This is a genomic window from Oceanicella sp. (assembly GCF_056449545.1).
The window spans coordinates 1-21,205 of the sequence record NZ_JBWOMN010000025.1; the positions used below are offsets into that span (position 1 = coordinate 1).

The 21,205-nt window shown below is 69.7% G+C and carries 15 protein-coding genes; all 15 read right to left on the bottom strand.

Going from position 1 to position 21,205, the window contains the following annotated elements:
• Positions 1 to 301 precede the first annotated feature (301 nt).
• The gene (locus AC1HC7_RS04085; protein WP_479498712.1) at positions 302 to 1,369 is read right to left on the bottom strand and encodes a Rossmann-fold NAD(P)-binding domain-containing protein; all 1,068 of its coding nucleotides are present in this window, start codon (positions 1,367 to 1,369) and stop codon (positions 302 to 304) included.
• 79 nt (positions 1,370 to 1,448) lie between these two features.
• Positions 1,449 to 3,452: a 4-alpha-glucanotransferase gene (gene malQ, locus AC1HC7_RS04090; RefSeq protein WP_479496920.1), complete on the bottom strand. Its 2,004-nt coding sequence runs from the start codon at positions 3,450 to 3,452 to the stop codon at positions 1,449 to 1,451.
• Positions 3,449 to 5,617 (bottom strand): glycogen debranching protein GlgX, encoded by a 2,169-nt coding sequence (gene glgX, locus AC1HC7_RS04095; protein WP_479496919.1) that lies wholly within the window; start codon positions 5,615 to 5,617, stop codon positions 3,449 to 3,451. Before glgX ends, malQ begins: the two co-directional genes overlap by 4 nt.
• Positions 5,583 to 7,037, bottom strand: coding sequence for a glycogen synthase GlgA (gene glgA, locus AC1HC7_RS04100; RefSeq protein WP_479496923.1), 1,455 nt, complete (start codon positions 7,035 to 7,037; stop codon positions 5,583 to 5,585). The genes glgX and glgA overlap by 35 nt, the downstream gene beginning before the upstream one ends.
• Positions 7,034 to 8,308 (bottom strand): glucose-1-phosphate adenylyltransferase, encoded by a 1,275-nt coding sequence (gene glgC / locus AC1HC7_RS04105; protein WP_479496918.1) that lies wholly within the window; start codon positions 8,306 to 8,308, stop codon positions 7,034 to 7,036. Before glgC ends, glgA begins: the two co-directional genes overlap by 4 nt.
• 51 nt (positions 8,309 to 8,359) lie before the next feature.
• Complete coding sequence (gene glgB / locus AC1HC7_RS04110; RefSeq protein WP_479496917.1) at positions 8,360 to 10,312, bottom strand: 1,4-alpha-glucan branching protein GlgB; 1,953 nt, start codon at positions 10,310 to 10,312, stop codon at positions 8,360 to 8,362.
• A 28-nt stretch (positions 10,313 to 10,340) separates the two neighbouring features.
• Positions 10,341 to 12,722 carry a glycogen/starch/alpha-glucan phosphorylase gene (locus AC1HC7_RS04115; RefSeq protein WP_479496916.1) on the bottom strand — a complete coding sequence of 794 codons (2,382 nt, stop codon included), beginning with the start codon at positions 12,720 to 12,722 and terminating at the stop codon, positions 10,341 to 10,343.
• Between the two features lie 49 nt (positions 12,723 to 12,771).
• Positions 12,772 to 13,986, bottom strand: a complete 1,215-nt coding sequence (locus AC1HC7_RS04120) for an ATP-grasp domain-containing protein (RefSeq protein WP_479496915.1) — start codon at positions 13,984 to 13,986, stop codon at positions 12,772 to 12,774.
• A gap of 39 nt (positions 13,987 to 14,025) precedes the next feature.
• Positions 14,026 to 14,754 (bottom strand): esterase family protein, encoded by a 729-nt coding sequence (locus tag AC1HC7_RS04125; protein WP_479496914.1) that lies wholly within the window; start codon positions 14,752 to 14,754, stop codon positions 14,026 to 14,028.
• Positions 14,738 to 15,994 (bottom strand): ATP-grasp domain-containing protein, encoded by a 1,257-nt coding sequence (locus tag AC1HC7_RS04130; protein WP_479496913.1) that lies wholly within the window; start codon positions 15,992 to 15,994, stop codon positions 14,738 to 14,740. The genes AC1HC7_RS04125 and AC1HC7_RS04130 overlap by 17 nt, the downstream gene beginning before the upstream one ends.
• 36 nt (positions 15,995 to 16,030) lie before the next feature.
• On the bottom strand, positions 16,031 to 17,203 hold the full coding sequence (locus AC1HC7_RS04135) for an alpha/beta hydrolase-fold protein (protein WP_479496912.1): 1,173 nt from the start codon (positions 17,201 to 17,203) through the stop codon (positions 16,031 to 16,033).
• Positions 17,204 to 17,291: 88 nt separating this feature from the next.
• Positions 17,292 to 18,314 carry a histone deacetylase family protein gene (locus tag AC1HC7_RS04140; RefSeq protein ID WP_479496911.1) on the bottom strand — a complete coding sequence of 341 codons (1,023 nt, stop codon included), beginning with the start codon at positions 18,312 to 18,314 and terminating at the stop codon, positions 17,292 to 17,294.
• Between the two features lie 18 nt (positions 18,315 to 18,332).
• Entirely contained in the window at positions 18,333 to 18,830 is a 498-nt protein-coding gene (locus AC1HC7_RS04145) for a GNAT family N-acetyltransferase (RefSeq protein WP_479496910.1), read from the bottom strand.
• Positions 18,830 to 19,756 carry a 3,5-dioxohexanoate:acetyl-CoA acetone transferase gene (kce, locus tag AC1HC7_RS04150; protein ID WP_479496909.1) on the bottom strand — a complete coding sequence of 309 codons (927 nt, stop codon included), beginning with the start codon at positions 19,754 to 19,756 and terminating at the stop codon, positions 18,830 to 18,832. Before kce ends, AC1HC7_RS04145 begins: the two co-directional genes overlap by 1 nt.
• Before the next feature lie 25 nt (positions 19,757 to 19,781).
• The gene (locus AC1HC7_RS04155; RefSeq protein WP_479496908.1) at positions 19,782 to 21,161 is read right to left on the bottom strand and encodes an aminotransferase family protein; all 1,380 of its coding nucleotides are present in this window, start codon (positions 21,159 to 21,161) and stop codon (positions 19,782 to 19,784) included.
• Between the last annotated feature and the right edge of the window lie 44 nt (positions 21,162 to 21,205).

Genomic DNA, 21,205 nt, shown 5'->3' on the forward strand with positions numbered 1-21,205 from the left:
ACAGAACCAAACCGCCCGCATATCCCTTCTCAGATACAATATGTCAAAGAGCATGGCCCCCGAAAGAACCCCCAGAGCAAAAGCGGCGTCGCCACCCCCCCGCTGCGGTGAAGCGGGTTCTAGGGAGATTCCAATTCAAGCGCAACAGGTTTCTCGCGGCATTTGACGCTTTCGCGAATGTTTTTTGAAAACGTCGAAATATCAGTCGCCAAGCGAATTTTCACCACTCTCCCGAGGCCGGACTCGAAACTATTATGCGCGGCCAGATCGGGCGTCGCGCAGCGATCAACCACCGCGTGCGTCAGGCTTCGGATTCAGCCAGCTTGCGTTCGAAAACCGCCCGCGCGGCGCCCCATTCATGGCCCGAATCGTAGCGTGCGATGCTCGTCGCCAGCTGCGTGGAAAAATCCTCGCTCGCCTCGAGCGGGATCAGCGAGGGCAGGTTGTCGATGGCGGTCAGCTCCGCCGAGCCGCCGCGCCCGTTTTTCCCCAGGGCAAGGAAGGGCGCATTCCAGCTTGTCGGCGCGCGATACAGCGGCAGCGGGTTGAAATCGCTGAGCGGGTCGCAGGACACGTCGGACATCACCCGCAGCGCGCAGCCCGGATCGCGCAGGTCCTCGGGCGCGACCAGCCGCAGCCCCGGTCCGGTCATCAGCACGCAATTGACCAGAATGTCGTGACCCAGCAGCGCCTTGCGATCCAGGTCGGCGGTTTCGGCCATGTCCCAGCGGGTGACCTCGGCGGCCAGCGCCAGCGCATCCGCGGCGCCGCGCCCGGACCGCCCCAGCGCGCCGATCACCACCGCGCGGGGGGGCTTTTCGTCGTGTCGGGCGGCGAGATCGCGGATGCGGTCCGCCACCTCGTCGCGCCCGGCGAAGCTGGCGACGCCGGCCTCCGGGCCGGGCTCGTCCAGATCCCGCGCCAGCAGCCGCCACAGCGCCAGCGCCGCGCCCATCCAGCCGGCCCAGTAGCCGAAGGCGGCCACGCGCCGCCCGTCGGCGTCGGTCAGGTATTCGATGTCGTAAAGCGCGCCGCCGCCACGACGGTAGCGCGCCAGTTCGGCGCGCCAGCCGGTCTGCCCCTTGTAGGAATGGGAAAAGTGGATCATCGGATTGCGCAGCGCCGCCGGGGTTTCGGGCAGTTCCTTCAGCCCGAGGATCACCGTGTCGGGCGCGGCGTCCCGCCAGGCGCCGGGGGCGGCCAGCGCGCAGCCCGCCGCCGCGTATTCCGCGTCCGAAAACACCCGTTTGGCGCTGCGCTCCACGTGGATCTCGATCCCGGCTTTGGCGATCAGGCCGGCGGCGTCATCGGGGGTCAGCGGCGCGCGGCGTTCGGTGGCGCGGGCTTCGTCGCGCATGAGCAGTCGCATCTGGGGCTCCTTGCGGTTGGGGCTGTCGCTTGGTTGTAGGGCGCCGCGCGGCGCAGGTGAAGCGGCGGGTGGGGCGGGGTTACGACGGATCGCGCCGGCGCGGCGCGCGGCCCGCCCGGGCCATGACCGCGCCGATCCGCGCCAGTTGCGGCGCTTGCGCCAGCCGATCCGCCGGGACCGGATCGCGGCGGCGCCAGTTGGGGTGGCCCTCGACGGCGCCCGGCAGGTTCTGCTGGTCCTCGACCCCGAACGCGTCGTCGATCTGCGCCGCGACCAGCGCCGAGCCCGCCCGGGCCAGCGCCCCATGCACCGCGTCCGCATCGGTCCCGCCGCAGGTTTCTTCAAGCGCCGCCAGCGCGGTCCCGCGCGCGGCCCGGGCGGCGGCGGCCTGCGTGGGCGTCATCCGCCCCAACCGCCGCGCCCAGTCGATGTCGCGCCCCGCGCGCAGTCCCGCCAGCGTCGGCGTGTCATGGGTGGCGAAGCTGGCCAGGCTCATGGTCCGCCAGTCGCGCGGATCGCGAAACCCGCCCGCCGCGTCGCGTTCGAACTGCATCACCGCGCAGCCGTAAAGCCCCGCCGCGGCGAGCCGGTCGCGAAACCCGGGCGGGACCAGCCCCAGATCCTCGCCCACCACCAGGCAGCGCGCCCGCGTCGCCTCGATGGCGATGACGGCGAGCAGCGCCTTGAGCGGATAGCCCACATAGCCCCCCGGCGCGCCGTTTTCGGGGATCCAGAAGCTGCGGCTCAGCCCCAATGCATGGTCGATGCGGATCATCCCTGCGTGTTTCATGGCGACGCGCAGCATGGCGACGAAGGGCGCGTAGCCGGCGGCGGCGAGCCCCCGCGGCGCGAAGGGCGCCAGCGTCCAGTTCTGCCCCTCGGGGCTGAAATCGTCGGGCGGCGCGCCCAGCGAGGCCCCGGCGGCGAGCGCGCCGCGATCGGCCCACAGCTCGGCCCCGCCGGGCCGCGCCCCCACCGCGACGTCGAGATACAGCCCCAGCGCCATCCCCGCCGCCCTGGCCCGCCCCTGCGCCGCGCCGATCTGGCGATCGGCAATCCATTGCAGCCACTGATGAAACCTTGTCCTGTCCGCATGGTTTCGGGCGAAACCCGCGACCCCGGGCGCCTCGGGCGATCGCAGGTCGCTCGGCCAGGCGCGCCAGTCCGGGCCGTGGCGTTCGCCGATCGCCTCGAACAGCGCGAAATCGGCCAGCGCGCGGCCCTGCGCCGCCCGGAACCGCGTGAAATCCGGGTCCGGGGCGCGGGTCTCGGACTGCGCGAACAGCGCCGCCAGCGCCGCCGCGCGGATTGGCGCCAGCGCGGCGTAGTCGATGAGTTCGCCGCGGCGCTGCGCCGCGATGACGGCGGCGTTGGCGTCAAGAATCCGCCGCGCCGCCGCGCAATCGTCAAAACCCGGCACGGCGTCGATCGCCAGATGCGCCGCATTGAAAAAACCGCGATGCGAGGGCGAATAGGGGCTGATCTCCCCCGCCCCCAGCGCATGCACCGGGTTGACCCCGAAGAACCCGGCGCCATGGGCCGCGAGCCCCGCCGCCGCCGCGCCCAGATCCGCGTAATCGCCAAGCCCGAGATCGCGCGCCGTGCGCAGCCCGTAAAGCGTGCCGGTGACGCCCCAGATCCTTGCGGCGCCCGCCAGATCCGCCACCAGCGGCGCCCGCGCCGGGGCGACGATCAGGCGGATGGTCTCGCGCCCGCCGCGATGGCGCAAGGCGATCGCGTGCAGCCCGGCGGGCAGCGGCGGCAGGGCGATTTCGCCGTCGCCCGCGCCCTCCAGCCGGGCGCCGTCCTCGCGGGTCAGCCGCCAGCGCATGGCCCCGCGCACCGGGATGGCGACGGGGGCGCCGGCGCGCGCGATCGCCTCGCGCGGGGCGCGGCGGGCGGCGTCGCGGGCCTCGGCCTCGGCCAGGGTCAGGGCGGCCTCGGCCTCGGTCGCGGCGGCGCAGCCCATGGCCGCCAGCAGCGCGCGCCTGGTGTCGGGCGAGGCCGGGCGCCATACGCGGTCAAAGCCGTGATAGCCGTCGATCACGCCCATGCGCGCCGCCAGTCGGTCCAGCGCGCTCACGGCGCGGGGTCGAGCGTGAAGGCGACCAGCGCATCCCCCGCGATCTCCTGCGCCGCGCCGCAGGGCGTTGCCGGGGCATTGGGCGCGGCGCTGTCGATCGCGCGGGTCCAGACCCGCCCGGCCGGCGGCGCGGGCAGCGTCAGCCGGCAGGCGTCGCCGATATTGAAGGCCAGCAGCGCCGCGTCGCCGGTCCGGGCGTGATCCGGCGCATCCGCCGCGCCGCGCAGCAGCAGGCAGAACCGCGCCAGCGCCGGATCGTTCCAATCGGGGGGCGCGCCGTCAAAGCCCAGCCATTCCACATCGGGCGCGCCGTCTTCGGCCCGAAGCGCCCCGTGCAGGAACCGTGATTGGCGCAGGACCGGATGGGCGCGGCGCAGCGCCGTCAGCCGGGCGACGAAATCGGTCAACCCGCCATCGCCGGCCCCATCGCCCGCCCCATCGCCCGCCCCGTCTTCCGCCTCGTCGCCGCCCCAATCCACCCAGCCGATGGGGTTGTCCTGGCAATAGGCGTTGTTGTTGCCTTGCTGCGAATTGCCGGCCTCGTCCCCGGCCAGCAGCATCGGCGCGCCCTGCGACAACAGCAGCGTCGCCAGCAGGTTGCGCGCGCGCCGCGCCCGGCGCGCCAGAATCTTCGGGTCGTCGCTCGGCCCCTCGATCCCGCAATTGTCGCTGAGATTGCGGTCATGGCCGTCGCGGTTGTCCTCGCCATTGGCCGCGTTGCGCTTTTGCCCGTAGGCGGCGAGGTCGGCCAGCGTGAACCCGTCATGCGAGGCGACGAAATTCACCGAGCACCACGCCCGCCGCCCGTGATGGTCGAACGCGTCCGCCGACCCGAGCAGCCCGCCCGCCAGCGCCTGCGCGCCCCCCGCGTCGCCGCGCCAGAACCCGCGCATCGCGTCGCGGCAGCGGTCGTTCCATTCGGCGAATTCCGGCGGAAACCCGCCCAGTCGATACCCCCCGGGGCCGAGATCCCAGGGTTCGGCGATCAGCTTCACGCCGGCCAGCACGGGGTCCTGGCGCAGCGCGCTCAGGAATCGGCCCGCGGGGTCGAACCCGTGGGGTTCGCGCCCCAGCGTCACCGCCAGATCGAAGCGGAACCCGTCCACATGCATGTCGTCGACCCAGAATCGCAGGCTGTCGAGCGCCATGCGCAGCACATGCGGATGGTTCAGATCCAGCGTGTTGCCGCAGCCGCTGTCGTTCACGTAGTGGCGCGGATCCGCTTGCAGCCGGTAGTAGGATGCGTTGTCGAGCCCGCGAAAGCTCAGCGTCGGGCCGCGCTGATCGCCCTCGGCGGTGTGGTTGTAGACCACGTCGAGGATCACCTCGATCCCGGCTCCGTGAAAGCGGCGAACCATGTCGCGGAACCCGGCGGCGCCGGCCGGGCCGTAACGCGGTTCGGGGATGAAGAAGCCGATCGTGTTGTAGCCCCAGTAATTGCGCAGGCCCCGTTCCAGCAGAAACCCGTCATCGATGAATGCGTGCACCGGCATCAGCTCCACCGCCGTCACGCCAAGCTTCACGAGGTGATCCAGCATCGGACCGCTCGCCAGCCCCGCATAGGTCCCGCGCAGGGCTTCGGGGATGTCGCGGCGCTGTTGGGTGAGGCCCTTGACATGGGCCTCGTAGATCACCGTGTCCGCCCAGGCGCGGCGCGGTCTGCGATCCCCGCCCCAATCGAAGGCCGGATCGGTCACCACCGCTTTCGGAACGAACGGCGCGCTGTCGCGGGGGCAATAGCTCAGATCGCCGTCGGGCGCGCCCGGGTCGTAGCCGAACAGCGCCGCATCCATGCGCCAGCCGCCATGCAGCGCCCGCGCATAGGGGTCGAGCAGCAGCTTGTTGGGGTTGAAGCGATGCCCCTGATGCGGCGCGTAGTCGCCATGGGCGCGCAGCCCGTAAAGCGCCCCGGGCGCCAGCCCCGGCGCATGGCCGTGCCAGACCGCGCCGGTGCGTTCGGGCAGAAACGCGCGGGCGATCTCGCGTTGGCCGTCGGGCGCGAACAGGCACAGCTCCATGCGCGTCGCGTGGTCCGAGAACACGGCGAAATTCACCCCCTCGCCATCCCAGCGGGCGCCCATGGGCTCGGGGCGCCCGGGGCCAAGCGCGATGCCGGTCACCTGTCGGGCGTCACGATTGCGCGGCCCCGGGCGCAAGCGCCGCATAAAGCGCCGCGTAGCGCGCCGCCGAGCGTTCCCACCCCACCGGGTGCTTCATCGCCCGACGGACCATGCCGCGCCAGACCGGCGGGTCGAAATAGAGGTCGCAGGCGCGGTCGATGGCGTCGCCCAGCGCATCCGCCGTCGCCGGCGCGAACTGGAACCCGGTGGCGCAGCCCGCCGTCAGCGCCGCGTCATTGGCGTCGATCACCGTATCCGCCAGCCCGCCGGTGCGCGCCACCACCGGCAGCGTGCCGTAGCGCAGCCCATACAGCTGCGTCAGCCCGCAGGGTTCGAAGCGCGAGGGGATCAGGATCGCGTCCGCCCCGGCCTGGATCTGGTGCGACAGCGGCTCGTCATAGCCGATCACCGCGGCCACCGCGTCCGTGTGACGGCGCGTCGCCGCCAGAAACCCCGCCTGCAGATCCGGCTCGCCGCTGCCCAGCACCACCAGCCGGGCGCTGCGCGCCAGCAGCCGGGGCAGGCATTCGAGCAGCAGATCCAGCCCCTTTTGCCGGGTCAGCCGGCTGACCACGCAGAACAGCGGCGCGTCGGGGCGCGCAGGCAGGCCGAACCGCGCCTCCAGCGCCGCCTTGTTCGTCGCCTTGCGCTTCAGCGATCGCGCCGAGAAGGGCGCCGCGATCGCGGCGTCGCGCGCCGGGTCCCAGACATCGAGATCGACGCCGTTGAGAATGCCGCTCAGATCGCCGCGCCGCGCCGCCAGCACCCCCTCCATGCCGAGCCCGAATTGCGGCGACATCAGTTCGCGCGCGTAGGTCGGGCTGACCGTGGTGATGCGGTCGGCATAGACCAGCCCGGCCTTCAGAAAGCTCAGATGGCCGAAATATTCGTAGCCCTCGGCGTTGAAGCCGCTCTCGGGCAGGCCCAGATGGGCGCGGGTCTCGGCCGGGAACACCCCCTGAAAGGCGACGTTGTGGATGGTGAGCACGCTTGGCGGCGCGCCGCCGCCCTCATGCAGCCGCGCATAGGCCGGGGCCAGCCCCGCCTGCCAGTCATGGGCGTGCAGCACGTCCGGGCGCCAGCCGGGCATGGCCCCGCAGGCGATCTCGGCCGCCGTCGCCGACAGCACCCCGAAGCGCAGGTGATTGTCGGGCCAGTCGCGCCCGTCGCCGCCCAGATAGGGGTTGCCGGGCCGATCGAACAGATGCGGCGCGTCCAGCAGCAGCAGATCCAGCCCTTGCGCCCGCGCCGCCACCACCCGCGCCCTGCCGCCATGCAGGTCGCCGAGATCGAGCGCGGCGTCGCCGCCCGCCATGATCGCGCCCAGCGCCGGGTAGCCCGGCAGCAGCACCCGCGCCTCGACCCCCGCCGCCGCCAGCGCCCCGGGCAGCGCGCCGATCACGTCAGCCAGCCCGCCGGTCTTGACGAAAGGCGCGCATTCCGACGCCGCGAACAGAACTTTCAACGCCATGCCTCCAGCCGGTCGATCATCGCCTGGGTGATCAGGCAGACCCCGCCCGGGCTGCGCCGGAAGCGCCGCGCGTCAAGGTCCGGGTCCTCGCCGACCACCAGCCCCTCGGGGATGCGCACCCCGCGATCGATCACCACGTTCTGCAGGTGCGCGTTGCGCTCGATCTCCACATAGGGCATGGCGATCACCCCGGTGAGGTCGGACCAGGACCGCGTATGCACCCCGGTGAACAGCAGGCAGCGGTCGAGCCGCGAGCCCGACACGATGCACCCTCCCGAGACCATGGAATTCACAGCCATGCCGCGCCGGTCCTCCTGATCATGGATGAATTTCGCCGGCGGGGTGATCTCCGCATAGGTCCAGATCGGCCAGTCGCGGTCGTAAAGGTCCAGCTTCGGGGTGAAATCGGTGAGGTCGATATTGGCCTGCCAGAAGGCGTCGATGGTGCCCACGTCGCGCCAGTAGGGTTCGACCTCCTCGCCGCTCATCTGGCAGGACCGGCTGAAGGCGTGCGCCACCGCCTTGCCGTCCCTGACGATCGCCGGGATCAGGTCCGATCCGAAATCATGGCTGGAATTCGGGTCCTGCGCGTCGCGCTTCAGCAGATCGAACAGGAACGCGGTCTCGAACACGTAGATGCCCATGCTGGCCAGCGCCATGTCCGGGCGCCCGGGCATGGCCGGCGGGTCGGCGGGCTTTTCGACGAAATCGACGATGCGGTCATGTTCGTCGATCTTCATCACCCCGAAGCCGGTCGCCTCCAGGCGCGGGGTCTCGATGCAGCCCACGGTGACGTCGGCGCCGCTGGCCACATGCTGTTCCAGCATCAGCGCGTAATCCTGCTTGTAGATGTGATCCCCGGCCAGGATGATCATGTATTTGGGGGCGTGGCCCTCGATGATGTCGATGTTCTGGGCGACCGCGTCGGCGGTGCCCAGATACCAGTGCCCCTCGTCCACCCGCTGCGAGGCGGGCAGGATGTCGAGAGATTCATTGCGCTCCTCGCGAAAGAAGCTCCAGCCCCGTTGCAGATGCCGGATCAGGCTGTGGGCCTTGTATTGCGTGGCCACCCCGATGCGCCGGATCCCGGAATTCACCGCGTTGGACAGGGCGAAATCGATGATCCGGCTCTTGCCGCCGAAATACACCGCCGGCTTGGCGCGCCGGTCGGTGAGCTCCTTCAGGCGCGAACCCCGCCCCCCCGCCAGCACGAAAGCCATGCTCTGCTGCGCCAGCCGGTGCGGCGATTGGGTCGGTTCGGGCATGCGATCCTCCGGTTTTTTCTGGTTTTCGCGCGGTCTTGCTTCAGTCTCTCGTCATTCGGCCTTCAATTCGAAAATCGCCGTCGTCAGCGGCGCCAGCATGATCTCGATCGACTGCGCCCGCCCCATGGCCGCCACCGCGCGGCTGTCCACGGCGCCCTCGTTCACCCGCCCGGCGCCGCCATATGCCTGAGCGTCGGTGTTCAGCCGTTCGACCCAGCGCCCGGTCCCCGGAACCCCGATCCGCAGGCCCGGGCGGTCCCGACCGGAAAAATTGCAGACCACCAGCGCCGTGGGCGTCCCGCCGCCTTCATCTTCGCCGCAACGCAGCCAGACGTAAATCGAATCCTCCGCCGCGTCGGCCTCGATCCACTCGAACCCGCCCTCGCGGCAGTCGCGCCGATGCAGCGCCGGCATGTCGCGATACAGGACATTCAGATCCCGCACCAGCCGCTGCACCCCCTTGTGCCAGTCGATGTCGAGCAGCCCCCAATCCAGCCCCGCGTCATGGTTCCATTCCCGCCCCTGCGCGAATTCGCCGCCCATGAACATCAGCTTCTTGCCCGGATGCCCCCACATGAACCCGTAATAGGCCCGCAGATTGGCGAACTGCTCGAAGCCCTCGCCGGGCATCTTGCCAAGCAGCGAGCCCTTGCCATGCACCACCTCGTCATGGCTCAGCGGCAGCACGAAGTTTTCCGAATAGGCGTACTGGAATCCGAAGGTCATCTGATGATGATGGTGGCGCCGGTGCACCGGATCGCGCCGCATGTAGTCCAGCGTGTCGTTCATCCAGCCCATGTTCCACTTGTAGCCGAACCCCAGCCCGCCATCCGACGTGGGCCGCGACACCCCGGGCCAGGCGGTGGAATCCTCGGCCCAGGTGGCGATGCCGGGATGCTTCGCATAGACCTCCTCGTTCATGCGCTGCAACAGGGCGATGGCTTCGAGATTCTCGCGCCCGCCATGGATATTGGCGATCCATTCGCCGTCCCTGCGCGAATAATCGCGGTAGAGCATCGAGGCCACGGCATCGACCCGCAGCCCGTCCGCGTGGTATTCCTCCATCCAGAACAAGGCGTTGGCGATCAGGAAATTGCGCACCTCGGGGCGGGTGTAGTCATAGACCAGGGTTTGCCAGTCGGGATGAAAGCCCTCGCGCGGGTCGGCGTGTTCGTAGAGCGGCCCGCCGTCGAAGCGCGCCAGCCCGTGCTCGTCGGCGGGGAAATGCCCCGGCACCCAGTCGAGGATCAGCCCCATCCCCGCCGCATGGCAGGCCTCGACGAAATCGCGAAATTCCGCGGGCGGGCCGTGGCGGATGGTCGGCGCATACAGCCCCAGCGGCTGATACCCCCACGACCCGCCGAACGGATGTTCGAACACCGGCAGCAATTCGATATGGGTGAACCCCATGTCGCGCGCGTAGGTCACCAGTTCATCGGCCAGTTCGCGATAGGACAGCGGCCGGCCGCCGTCCTCGGCGACGCGCCGCCACGACCCCAGATGCGCCTCGTAGATCGAGATCGGCGCGTCCACCCGCTGCGCCGCCTCGCGCCGGGTCATCCAGGCCCCGTCGCGCCAGTCATGGCCGCGCAGATCGCGCACCACCGAGGCCGTGGCCGGCGGGTGTTCGGCCCCGAACTCCATGGGATCGGCCTTCAGCGGCAGGTCCGCGCCGTCGCCCGCCACGATCCGGTATTTGTAGGTCGCGCCCTCGCCGATCCCGGCGACGAAGACCTCCCAGACGCCGATGTCGCCGAGCCGCCGCATGGGCGTGCGCGCCGCGTCCCAATCGTTGAAATCCCCGACCACCGAGACCGCCGAGGCCCCCGGCGCCCAGACCGCGAAATGCGTGCCCGCGACCCCGTCGCGATCCATCACATGGGCGCCGAGCGCCCGCCACAGGCGGCCGTGGCGCCCCTCGCCCAGAAGATGGCCGTCGAGATCGCCGAAGATCGGCGCCGGGTCGCCTGCGTCGGTCGCGGTCGGCTCGCCCGTGTCGGTCATCGTCCTTCCGCCCCCTGTCGCCGCCGCGTCACCCGCGCGGCGTCACGCCCCAGATGTCGCGCGCATAGCCCCGGATGGTGCGGTCCGAGGAAAACCACCCCATGCGCGCGGTGTTGTTCGCGGCCATGCGGGTCCAGCGATCCACGTCGCGGAACGCCGCGTCAACCTCGCGCTGCTTGGTCCAGTAAGCGTCGAAATCACAGGTGACGAGGAAATAGTCATCCTCATACAGCCGCGCCACCAGCGGCTGGTGGCGCTGCGGCTCGTCGGGCGAGAACGTCCCGCCATTGATCTGCCCCAGCGCCTGGGTCAGCCGCGGGCTGGCGTCGATGGCGCGCCGCGCGAAATCGGGTTCGGCGCGCCGCGCCTCGGCCTGATCGGCGGTCAGCCCGAACAGGAAGAAATTCTCCGCCCCCACGTGATCGCGGATCTCCACATTGGCGCCGTCGAGCGTGCCGATGGTCGGCGCGCCGTTCATCGCGAACTTCATGTTGCCGGTGCCCGAGGCCTCCTTGCCCGCGGTGGAGATCTGCTCCGACAGGTCCGCGGCCGGGATCAGGATTTCGGCCATGGAGACATTGTAGTTCGCCGGCAGCACGATACGCAGGCGCTCCCGCGTGAGCAGGTCGGCGTTGATCACCCCGGCCACGTCGTTGATCAGCCGGATGATCCGCTTGGCGGCGACGTATCCCGGCGCCGCCTTGCCGCCGAAGATCTTCACCCGCGGCGTCCAGTCGGCGCCCGGATTTTCGCGGATGGCGTTCCACAGCGCCACGGTTTCCAGCAGGTTCATCAGCTGGCGCTTGTATTCGTGGAACCGCTTGACCTGCACGTCGAACATGAAATCCGGGTCGATTTCGACGCCGTCCCGCGCCGCCAGCCAGTCCGCGAAGCGGCGCTTGTTGGCGCGCTTGGCGGCGGCGAAGCGGTCGCGAAATCCCGCGTCCTCGATATGGGGGACCAGTTGTTCGAGCTGCGCCAGATCGGCGGGCCAGCCATCGCCGATGGTCTCGTTGATCAGCGCGCGCAGGGGCGGGTTGCAGGAATGCAGCCAGCGGCGCGGCGTCACGCCGTTGGTCTCGTTGACGATGCGATCGGGATGCAGGGCGTGCAGGTCCGAAAACACCGTCCGCTTCATCAGATCGGTGTGCAGCGCCGAAACGCCGTTCACCTTGTGCGCGGCGATGAAGGCCAGATCGCCCATTTTCACCGCGCCGTTCTCGACGATGCGCGCGCCCCCGTCCGTGCGCCGCGCGTGCCAGTCGTCGATGCGCGCGATGATCTGCATGTGGCGCGGCAGCACCCGGGCCATCAGCCCCACCGGCCAGCGTTCCAGCGCCTCGGGCAGCAGGGTGTGGTTGGTGTAGGACAGGCAGCCCTGCGCGATGCCGATCGCGGTTTCCAGCTCCATGCCGTGGATGTCGTGCAGCAGGCGCGTCAGCTCCGGCCCGGCGATGGCGGGGTGGGTGTCGTTGAGCTGGATCGCCACCTTGTCGGGCAGCGCCGAAAGGTCGTCGCATTCGCCGAGGAACCGGCGCAGCACGTCCTGAATCGAGGCGGCGGTGAAGAAGTATTCCTGCTTCAGGCGCAGTTCCTGCCCCTGTTCGGTGCTGTCATCGGGATAGAGCACCCGCGACAGGGTGCGCGCCAGCGCCTCGGGTTCGCTGGCGGCGACGTATTCGCCGCGGTTGAAGCTCTCCAGATCGAAGATCCGCGTCGGCTTGGCCGACCACAGCCGCAGCGTGTTGGCCCATTCGCCGCGCCAGCCGATGATCGGCGTGTCATAGGCGGCGGCGATCACCGAATCGGCGGGGAACCAGCGCGCGCGCCCGTCCTGGTCGCGGACCTCGCCGCCATAGGCGATCTCGTAGGCGCAGTCGGGGCGTTCGAATTCCCAGGCGTGGCGCTGGGTCAGCCAGTTCTCGGCGGTCTCGATCTGGCGCCCGTGTTCAAAGCTCTGGCGGAACATGCCGTGTTCGTAGCGGATGCCGTAGCCGAAGGCCGGGATCCCCAGCGTCGACAGCGAATCCAGAAAGCACGCCGCCAGCCGCCCCAGCCCGCCATTGCCCAGCGCCGCGTCGGGTTCGTCGGCGAGCACCGCGCGGTAATCCTGCCCAAGCGAGTCCACCGCCGCGCGCGCCGCGTCGTCGAGCCCCAGATTGATCGCCGCGTCCTCCAGCAGCCGCCCGATCAGGAACTCCATGGACAGGTAATAGACCCGCTTGCCCTGGTCTTCATGGGCGCGCCGCGTGCTGGCGAACCACGGATCGACGATGCGGTCGCGCAGCGCCAGCGACAACGCCATGCGCCAGTCGTAAAGCGCGGCGTGGGCGGCGTCCTTGCCCAGCGAATATTTCAGGTGATGTTCGATCGCGGCGCGCAGCTGCGTCGCCGACAGGTCCGGTGTCATGTCTGTTCAGTCCGTCCGCAAATCCGGGGGCGCCCCTGGCGCCGCGTGGTCATTGAGCGCGCACCTGCACGGTCTCGCCGGCAAAGTCGAGGATTTCGCGCAGCGCGTCGTAGTCGGGATGGCGGATGCGCATCCAGGCATTGGCCATGTAGCCGGCCTCGACCGGCTGGGTCAGCGTGCCGGGATCGGGGAAATGGCTGGCCACCACGCAATCGCCGAAACGCCTGAACATCTCGTCAACGCCCTCATAGCCCGTGATGCGCCCGTCGCGGTCAGGGCGCAGGGCGATCATGCCGCAGGCGAAGCGGCGCGAGGGCGCGGTCTCGGTGCGCCCCTCGGTCACCGCCCACGCCCATTCGCGGTAAAGGTCGAAATCATTGGCGGCGCAGTAGACGTCCCACTGCCCGACGCCGGGCGGACGGCAGCCGATTTCCGAAAACCGCAGCCCCTTGGGGCCGAAGAACCATTCCATATGCGTGGCGCTGGCGCCGATCCCCAGCGCCGCGTTGGCCCGCCGCCCCATGTCGCGCAGCTGTTCGTATTCGGGCGAATCCATGCGGTTGGTGGCCACCAGCTGCGGCGAGATCCAGCGCGTGCGCATGGCCTCCAGCACGTTGGGGTAATAATGGGTGATGAAATCATGGGCGATGCGCCCGTCGATGCTGAGCGTGTCGTAAAAGCCTTCATGGCCGAGCACGAATTCCTCGATGATGATCGAATCGCCCTGGTCATAGCCGTCGAGCGCCCGTTCCAGCGCCGCCATGTCATCGACCCGCAGCGCCCCTGCGGCCCCGGCCCCGTCGCGCGGCTTCAGGATCAGCGGAAAGCCCACGGCATTGGCGAAATCGCGCGCGTCGGCGCGGCTGTCCACCGCGCCCGATGCGGCGCAGGGCACCCCCGCCTTGCGCAGCGCCTGCTTCATGGCCACCTTGTCGCGGCACAGATGCGCGGTCAGCGCCGAAGTTCCGGGGATCGCGCAGGCCTCGCGCACCCGCGCGGCGACCATCACATGGGCCTCGACCACCGCCTCCAGCCGGTCGACCCATTCGCGCGCCTGCACCGCGCGCACCGCGTCGCGCATGGCGACCTCGTCGGTGACCGAGCCGACCTGCTCATAGCCCGACATCCAGCTTTTCAATTCGCCGTCGAGCCAGTCGGCCGGGCGTTCGCCGATGCCCGTCACACGCGCGCCGACGCCGTGCAGGGCGCGCACGAATTCGCGCTGGTTGCTGGGAAAGCCGGGTTCCATGAACAGCACATGCATGTCGCGTCTCCCCTGTGAAGCGGTCGGTCGCTCGCGGCGTCAGGGCGCAAGCTCGGCCAGGTAGCGCGGCGCCATCTCGCGCCATGTGGGCCAGTCGTGATGGTGGCCCTCGCCCCAGTCATCGACCCGGTTGGGCACGCCCCTTGCGCCCAGCACCCCGGCCATGCGCCAGGATTCCGACGGGTTTTCCGCCCGACCCCGCCCGGTGGCCAGCAGCGCGAAGCGGCTGCGCAGGGCGTCCAGTTCCGGGCCGTCGAGATTGGGCACGAAATGCAGCGGCGAGGCGAAATAGAAATCCTCGCCGCCCCGAAACCCCAGCAGTTTTTCCAGATCATAGGTGCCGCTCATGCCGATGGCGGCGCGAAACGCGTCCGGGTGCCGGCACAGGCTGGCCACGGCGTTGAAGGCCCCGATCGAGGCCCCGATGGCGATCACCTCGACATCCTCGCCGCCGCAATCGGCGCGGATCGCCGGGACGACTTCGCGATACACGTAATCGTCGAAGCGGTGCTGGAGCGTGGTGGCATGCTCGACCGAATGCGTCCCGGACACCCAGCCCTGTCCGGCGACGCTGTCGCAGGAATAGACCTTTATCCGCCCGGCGTCGATCAGCGGCCGCAGGGCCCCGATCAGATGCATGCGCTCGACTTCCTCGGCGTCGCCGCCCGCCGTGGGGAACAGCAGCGCCGGCGCGCCGTAATGGCCCCAGCGGACCAGCGCGACCTCGCGTTCGAGGCGCGGCGACAGCCAGCTAGAACGTTCCTTCATCGCCGCGCGCTCCTTCGGTGTCGCGCCATTGCTGGATGCGGTTCCAGAACAGCTCGGTGAACGCTTCGACCTCATGCGCGGGGAACAGCGAGGTCACCTTCTGGCGCACCGCGTCCTTCACCAGGTCCGAGCCGAACATGTCATGCGCCGCCTCGTCCAGATGCCCCAGATGCGTGGCGCAGAAATCGCGGAAAGCGTCCAGTTCGAAGCGGTCGCGGGCGATGTCGCCATAGGCGCGCAGGCGGTCGCGATAGGGCAGGTCGCGTTCGGCGATCTCGAAGAACGGCGCCCAGTCGAGATTGGGGCGCATCTTTCGCCCGGTCATGGCGCAGAACAGCGACCAGCGGGCGTTGGCCTTGATCAGCCAGGGAAAATGGTAGTGCAGCGAGGTGACCTGCGAATCCGGGCAGGCGTTGGCGAAGTCGATGGGATGCCACGTGCCCTTGTGCAGCAGCGCCTCGCAGGAATTGAAATCCCAGCCGAAGAAGGCGTTGATGGTCAGGGTCATGTCCTCGAGCAGCGACGCGTCCTCGGGACCGATGAAATCCACATCCATCATGTAGCGGTCGTGCAGCGGCGCGCCGGGATCGTAATTCACCTTGCGGGTCTGCGGCCCCAGCCCGACGCAGCGCACGAAATAATCGAACGGCGCGACGGACTTTTGCAGGTTCATCACCAGTTCGCCGCTGTCCTCGTAGGCGGCGCGCAATTCGGCCTCGTCGTCGATCTTGTTGACCCCGACCCAGGCCCCGCCGTCATAGGGTTTCATGAACAGCGGGTAGCCGATCTTCGCGCCGATCTCGCCAAGGTCGAAATAGCGGGCGTAGCGCTGCAGGGTGGGTTCGAGGTCGGCGTTGTCCTTGTAGGCCTTGGGCGGGATCATCCAGGTGTCGGGCACCGGCAGCCCCAGCCGCATCATCGCGCAATACGAGGTCTGCTTTTCATTCGATTGCAGCGACCACGGGTTGTTGAACACGTAGAGGTCGTTGAGAATGATGGCTTTCTTGATCCACTCGCGGCTTGGCTGATACCAGTGGGTGAGCCGGTCGATGACCACGTCGTAGCGGCTGGGCTGGCGCAGATCGAAGGGTTCGATGGTGACGCGATCGACCGCGACGCGCAGATGGCCGTCGCCGTCGGGGATCTTCAGATCCAGCCGGCGGACCAGGTCCTCGTAGCAGATCGGCCAGCAGATGTCGGCGCCCAGCGACAGGCCTATGCGGCGGGTCTCGTCCGGCATGGCAGTCTCCCCCTCGGTTTGGCCGCGCCTGCGGCGTCAGTCGGCGGGCGGGTCCGGGAACGCCCATGTCAGCCCGACGCGCAGCTGATCGCGCCAGTTCTGCCAGTGATGGCCGTCGCGCGCCTCCACGAACAGAACATCTGCGCCATGCGCGCGCAAGAACGGAACCAGCGCCCGGTTCTGGTCGATCAGGCCCTCGAAGACGCCGCAGCTGACGAAAATCCGCGAGGCGAGCCTGCCGGGGCGGGCGCAGAACCGCGCCATCAGCCCGGCGATGCGCGCGAAGACCGGGTCGCGGCCCCGCGCGGCGTTCTCGGTGATCATGAAGGACCCGGATTTCAGCAGCAGCCGGTCGAAAACCCCGGGGCGCATCCACGCGGCGGCGAGCGAGGCCACCGCGCCCAGGCTCGCCCCCATCAGCGCCCGCGCCCCCGGGTCGTCGCGCAGCGCGTAGCGGGCGTTCAGCGCGGGCAGCAATTCGTCGCACAGGAACGCCGCGTGGCGCGGGTCGCCGGCATAGTCGCGCATCCGGTCCGCCGATTGGGTGAGCGCCACCACCACCGGGGCGATGTCGCCGCGATGGATCAGGTTGTCGAGCACCGTGGCGAGCCCGGCATAGGCGAGGAAATCCTCGCCGTCATGGGCGATCACCAGCGGATACGCGCTGGCGGCGTCGGGATCGTATCCGGCGGGCAGGTAGACCCTTGTCATGCGCGCCTCGCCGAAAGCGGCGCTGGCGATTTCGAGATCCTCCAGACGGCCGGCGGGGGCGTCATCGTCGGGCTGGCTCCAGTCCGGGGTTTCGTAGCCGAAGGCGCGGCAGACCGAATTGGCGCCGAACGGGTCCTCGGCCACCAGCGGGTTCAGCGGGTCGCGGATCCAGTGATGGACGCCGTCCTTCAGCGCGTCGAACTTGTATTCGATGCGGGATTTTTCCGGGATCGCCAGCGTCACCCACCACAGGTCGCCGCCCGCGATCCGCGCCATGGGCGAGGCCCCCACCGGCCCGCGGATGAAGCGGCGCAGCCAGACCGCGTCGGCCTCGCCGCGCCATACGAAGGTGACGGCGCTGCGCTCGACCAGCGGAAAGTCGTTTTCGGCGATGAAGCGGTCGATGGCCTCGGGCCCCGCGTCGCCGTCCGCGAGCGCGCGGATCAGCGGATGCGCGGGGGGCGAGGGGGGCGAGGGGGGGCGGGCCTCGTCGAGCATGGGCGGCGGCGTCCTTTGTCGCGGCGGGCTGCGCCGCCGGGGCGCCCCTTATGGCGCCGAACGCCCCCCGGCGCCAGCCGGGCCCGGATCAGGCGGCCTCGAACCCGCCGATCAGCGTGGCGAGATTGCGACCCAGATCCTCCGACAGGTAGCCGCCCTCCTGCACCAGCAGCGTCGGCAGGCCGAGCGCGGCGATCGCCGCGCCGATGCGCCCGAACCCGGCGGTGGTCACCGCCAGCCCCTTCAGCGGGTCGTTTTCGTGGGCGTCGAGCCCCAGCGCCACCACCAGCGTGTCGGTTCCGAAGGCGCGGATGCGCGCGCCCCCCCGCGCCAGCGCGTCGAGATAGGCGTCGTCGCCGGTCCCGCGCGCCAGCGGCAGGTTGAGGTTGCAGCCGAGCCCGGCGCCCGCGCCGCGTTCATGCCCATGCCCCCAGAAGAATGGATAAAATCGTTCCGGGTCGGCGTGGATCGACACCGTCAGCACGTCGTTGCGCCCATAGAAGACGCCCTGCGTGCCGTTGCCGTGATGCACGTCCACGTCGAGCACCGCCACCCTGCGCCCGGCGCGCAGCAGATGTTCGGCGGCGATGGCGGAATTGTTGAGAAAGCAGAACCCGCCGGCCATGTCGGCGAAGGCGTGGTGCCCGGGCGGGCGGGCCAGCGCGTAGGCGGCCGGTTCGCCGTCCATGATCAGATCGGCGCCGCTCAGCGCCGTCTGCGCCGACCAGTAGGCCGAGTCCCAGGTATGGGCGCCGATCGGGCAGGCGGTGTCGGCCATGTGATACCCGGCCTGCCCGGTGGCCGAGCGTGGATAGCCGGCGTCGCGCCGGTCCGGGTGGATGTTGGGGATGACCTCCTGCGAGGCGCCCTCGATGCGGCGCCAGCGCCGGTGGATATTGGCGAGGAAATCGAGATATTCCGCCGAATGCACCGCCGCGATCGGCCCCTGTCCATGGTCCTCGGGGGCGGCGAAGGCGCAGCCCGCCGCCTCGGCCCCGCGCTTGAGCACATCGACGCGCGCGGTCTGTTCGGGGCTTGGCCGCACCACGCCGTTGGCCATGAAATGCTGCGGATCATGGGCGCGCTGGCGCGGGTCGAGGACGGCTTTCATGGCGGTTCCTTATGCGTGTCAAGCGTGCGCGACGAGGGCGGCGAACCCCGCGCCGCTCAGGGACATCTGCTGTTCATGCGCGCCATGGGCAAAGCCCAGCCGGTCGTAGAAGGCCCGCGCGCCGGGATTGTCCTCATAGACCGTGAGCTTGAGGAAATCCGCGCCCCAGGCCGCGTTGGCCGCGGCGCCGGCGGCGGCCAGCAGGCGCCGGCCCAGCCCGGTTCCGCGCGCCGCCCCCGCCACCCACAGATCCGAGACATAGACCCCCGGCGCGGCGCGCACGGTGGAGAACACCGGCGAATACAGCGCCGCGCCGACGAAGCCGGTCGCGGGGTCCTGTCTTTCCCATTCCCCCACCAGCGCGTGAAAGGCCGGGGCCGCGCCGAACCCGTAGCGCAGGATGTCGGCCTCGGTGGCGGCGTGATCGTCGCCGATGTCGCGCGACAGCGCCGCCAGCGCACGGTTGAGCCGCGCCGCGTCGTCGCGGGTCGCCGGGCGGATGCGGAGCGCCGTCATCAGAACGCGGTCCGCTCGGCGCCCTTCAGCCCCAGCATGGCGCGCGCCTCGGCCGGGGTCGCCACCTCGCGCCCCAGCAATTCGACGATGCCGCGGATCTTTTCCACCTGCTCGGCGTTGGATCGGGCCAGCCGGCCCCGGGCGATGTAGATGCTGTCCTCAAGACCGACGCGCACATGGCCGCCCATGCTCGCCGCCATGGTGGTCATGGGGATCTGATGCCGCCCGGCGGCCAGCACCGAAAACGCGTAATCCTCGCCGAACAGCCCGTCGGCGAGGCGTTTCATGTGCATGAGGTTTTCGGGATCCGCGCCCATGCCGCCAAGCACCCCGAACACGAACTGAATGAAGAACGGCGCCTTGACCAGCCCGCGATCGGCGAAATGGCGCAGCATGTAGAGGTGGCTCATGTCGTAGCATTCGAATTCGAAGCGGGCGCCGCGCTTTTCGCCCATCTCGCGCAGCACATGGGCGATGTCGCGCGGGGTGTTCTTGAACACCAGGTCGTCGCTGTCCTCCAGAAAGCCCTTTTCCCAATCGTGCTTCCAGTCGGTGATCCGCGCCGCCGCCGGATACAGCGCGAAATTCATGCTGCCCATGTTCAGCGAGCACATTTCCGGCTCTGCGACCTTCGGCGCCGCCAGCCGGTCGTCGAGGGTCATGGTGGCGCTGCCCCCTGTGGTCAGGTTCACCACCCCGTCGCATTGCTGTTTTATGCGCGGCAGGAAGCCCATGAAGTGGTCCGGCAGGGCCGAGGGCCGCCCGTTCGCCGGGTCGCGCGCGTGCAGGTGCAGGATCGCGGCGCCGGCATTGGCGGCGTCCACCGCGTGCCGGGCGATCTGATTGGCGGTGACCGGCAGATGCGGGGTCATCGAGGGCGTGTGGATCGACCCGGTGACCGCGCAGGTGATGATGATCTTGCTCATGCGAAAAGCTCCGGCTCGGGCCCTGTCAGGCCCCGGTTTGCGACACCCCCAGCCCGGTCTCGGCGGCGAACCGGTCGAGGGACAGGATCAGCATGGCCATGATCTCGTCAATCTGGTCCTCGGTGACGATCATCGGCGGGCAGACCATGAAATGATCGCCGTCATGGCCGCCGCGGGTGCGCCGCGAATAGATGATCAGCCCGTTGTCATGGGCGATGTCCACCAGCCGGTCATGGGCGTCGAGCGCCCTGGGCAGCGGGGCCATGGTCGCGCGGTCGGACACGAATTCGAAGGCCAGCAGCAGGCCCAGCCCGCGCACGTCGCCGATGAAGGGATAGCGCGCGCACATCCCCCGCAGCCGCGATTTCAGCAGCGCGCCCATGGCGGCGGCCCGGGCGACCAGACCCTGATCCTCGATCTCGGTCAGCACCGCCAGCCCGGCGGCGCAGGCCAGCGGGTTGCCGGCATAGGTGAAGCCATGGGGAAAGCCGCCGCCGTCCAGCACCGCCTCGACCAGCCTGCCGTCGGCGATGACGGCGCCCAGCGGCGCGTAGCCGGCGGCGAAGCCCTTTGACACCGCGATGATGTCGGGGCGGCAATCCCAGTGCTCGGCGGCGAAGAACCGCCCGGTGCGCCCGGCGCCCGACATCACCTCGTCATGGATCAGCAGCACCCCGTGGCGATCGCAGATCTCGCGGATCCGCGCCATGTAGCCCGCCGGCGGGACCAGCGCGCCGGTGGACGCGCCGCCCACGGGTTCCTGAATGAACCCCAGCACGGTCTGCGGGCCCTCGGCAAGGATCCGGGCCTCCAGCATGTCGGCGTAATGGCGCCCGGTGGCCTCGTCGTCGGGGTCGAGCCCGTCGAGATAGGCGCGCGGCGCCGGGATCTTGGGCATCGGACGCATCATCGGGTCGTAGGGCGCCGTCAGCGGCGCGTAGCCGGTCAGCGCCAGCGCGCCAAGCGTGCTGCCGTGGTAGCTGGGCTGGCGCGCGATCACCTTCCAGCGCTGGGCCTCGCCGATGGCCAGCGCGTATTGGCGGGCGAGCTTGACGGCGCTTTCCACCGCTTCGGAGCCGCCGGACACGAAAAACACCTTGTCGAGCCCCGGCGGGGCCAGCGCGGCGGCTTTCGCGGCCAGCGTTTCAGCCGGTTCGTTCTCGAAATGCAGCCGGTAGCCGAAGGTGGATCTTTCCATCTGCGCGCGCATGGCGTCGAGCACGCGCGGATTGGAATGCCCGATATTGCACACCATCGCGCCCGACGCGCCGTCCAGCCAGCGCTTGCCGTCCTGGTCCCAAAGGTAGATCCCCCGCGCCCGGTCCAGCAGCGGGCGGCGCTGGCGCGAGACATAGAACAGATGGCTCGCAGGCCGGTTGTCGCCGTGATCGCTTCGTCTGTCCATCGCCGTCACCCGCCCTGCGCGCCGCCGCCCATTGGCGCAGGCGC

What these genes read in the sequence shown, in the direction of transcription:
- AC1HC7_RS04085 (WP_479498712.1), bottom strand. Translation starts at nt 1,369, where the DNA reads ATGCGACTGCTCATGCGCGACGAAGCCCGCGCCACCGAACGCCGCGCG.
- glgX (WP_479496919.1), bottom strand. Translation starts at nt 5,617, where the DNA reads ATGCGGCGCTTGCGCCCGGGGCCGCGCAATCGTGACGCCCGACAGGTG.
- glgC (WP_479496918.1), bottom strand. Translation starts at nt 8,308, where the DNA reads ATGCCCGAACCGACCCAATCGCCGCACCGGCTGGCGCAGCAGAGCATG.
- glgB (WP_479496917.1), bottom strand. Translation starts at nt 10,312, where the DNA reads ATGACCGACACGGGCGAGCCGACCGCGACCGACGCAGGCGACCCGGCG.
- AC1HC7_RS04115 (WP_479496916.1), bottom strand. Translation starts at nt 12,722, where the DNA reads ATGACACCGGACCTGTCGGCGACGCAGCTGCGCGCCGCGATCGAACAT.
- AC1HC7_RS04120 (WP_479496915.1), bottom strand. Translation starts at nt 13,986, where the DNA reads ATGCATGTGCTGTTCATGGAACCCGGCTTTCCCAGCAACCAGCGCGAA.
- AC1HC7_RS04125 (WP_479496914.1), bottom strand. Translation starts at nt 14,754, where the DNA reads ATGAAGGAACGTTCTAGCTGGCTGTCGCCGCGCCTCGAACGCGAGGTC.
- AC1HC7_RS04130 (WP_479496913.1), bottom strand. Translation starts at nt 15,994, where the DNA reads ATGCCGGACGAGACCCGCCGCATAGGCCTGTCGCTGGGCGCCGACATC.
- AC1HC7_RS04135 (WP_479496912.1), bottom strand. Translation starts at nt 17,203, where the DNA reads ATGCTCGACGAGGCCCGCCCCCCCTCGCCCCCCTCGCCCCCCGCGCAT.
- AC1HC7_RS04140 (WP_479496911.1), bottom strand. Translation starts at nt 18,314, where the DNA reads ATGAAAGCCGTCCTCGACCCGCGCCAGCGCGCCCATGATCCGCAGCAT.
- AC1HC7_RS04145 (WP_479496910.1), bottom strand. Translation starts at nt 18,830, where the DNA reads ATGACGGCGCTCCGCATCCGCCCGGCGACCCGCGACGACGCGGCGCGG.
- kce (WP_479496909.1), bottom strand. Translation starts at nt 19,756, where the DNA reads ATGAGCAAGATCATCATCACCTGCGCGGTCACCGGGTCGATCCACACG.
- AC1HC7_RS04155 (WP_479496908.1), bottom strand. Translation starts at nt 21,161, where the DNA reads ATGGACAGACGAAGCGATCACGGCGACAACCGGCCTGCGAGCCATCTG.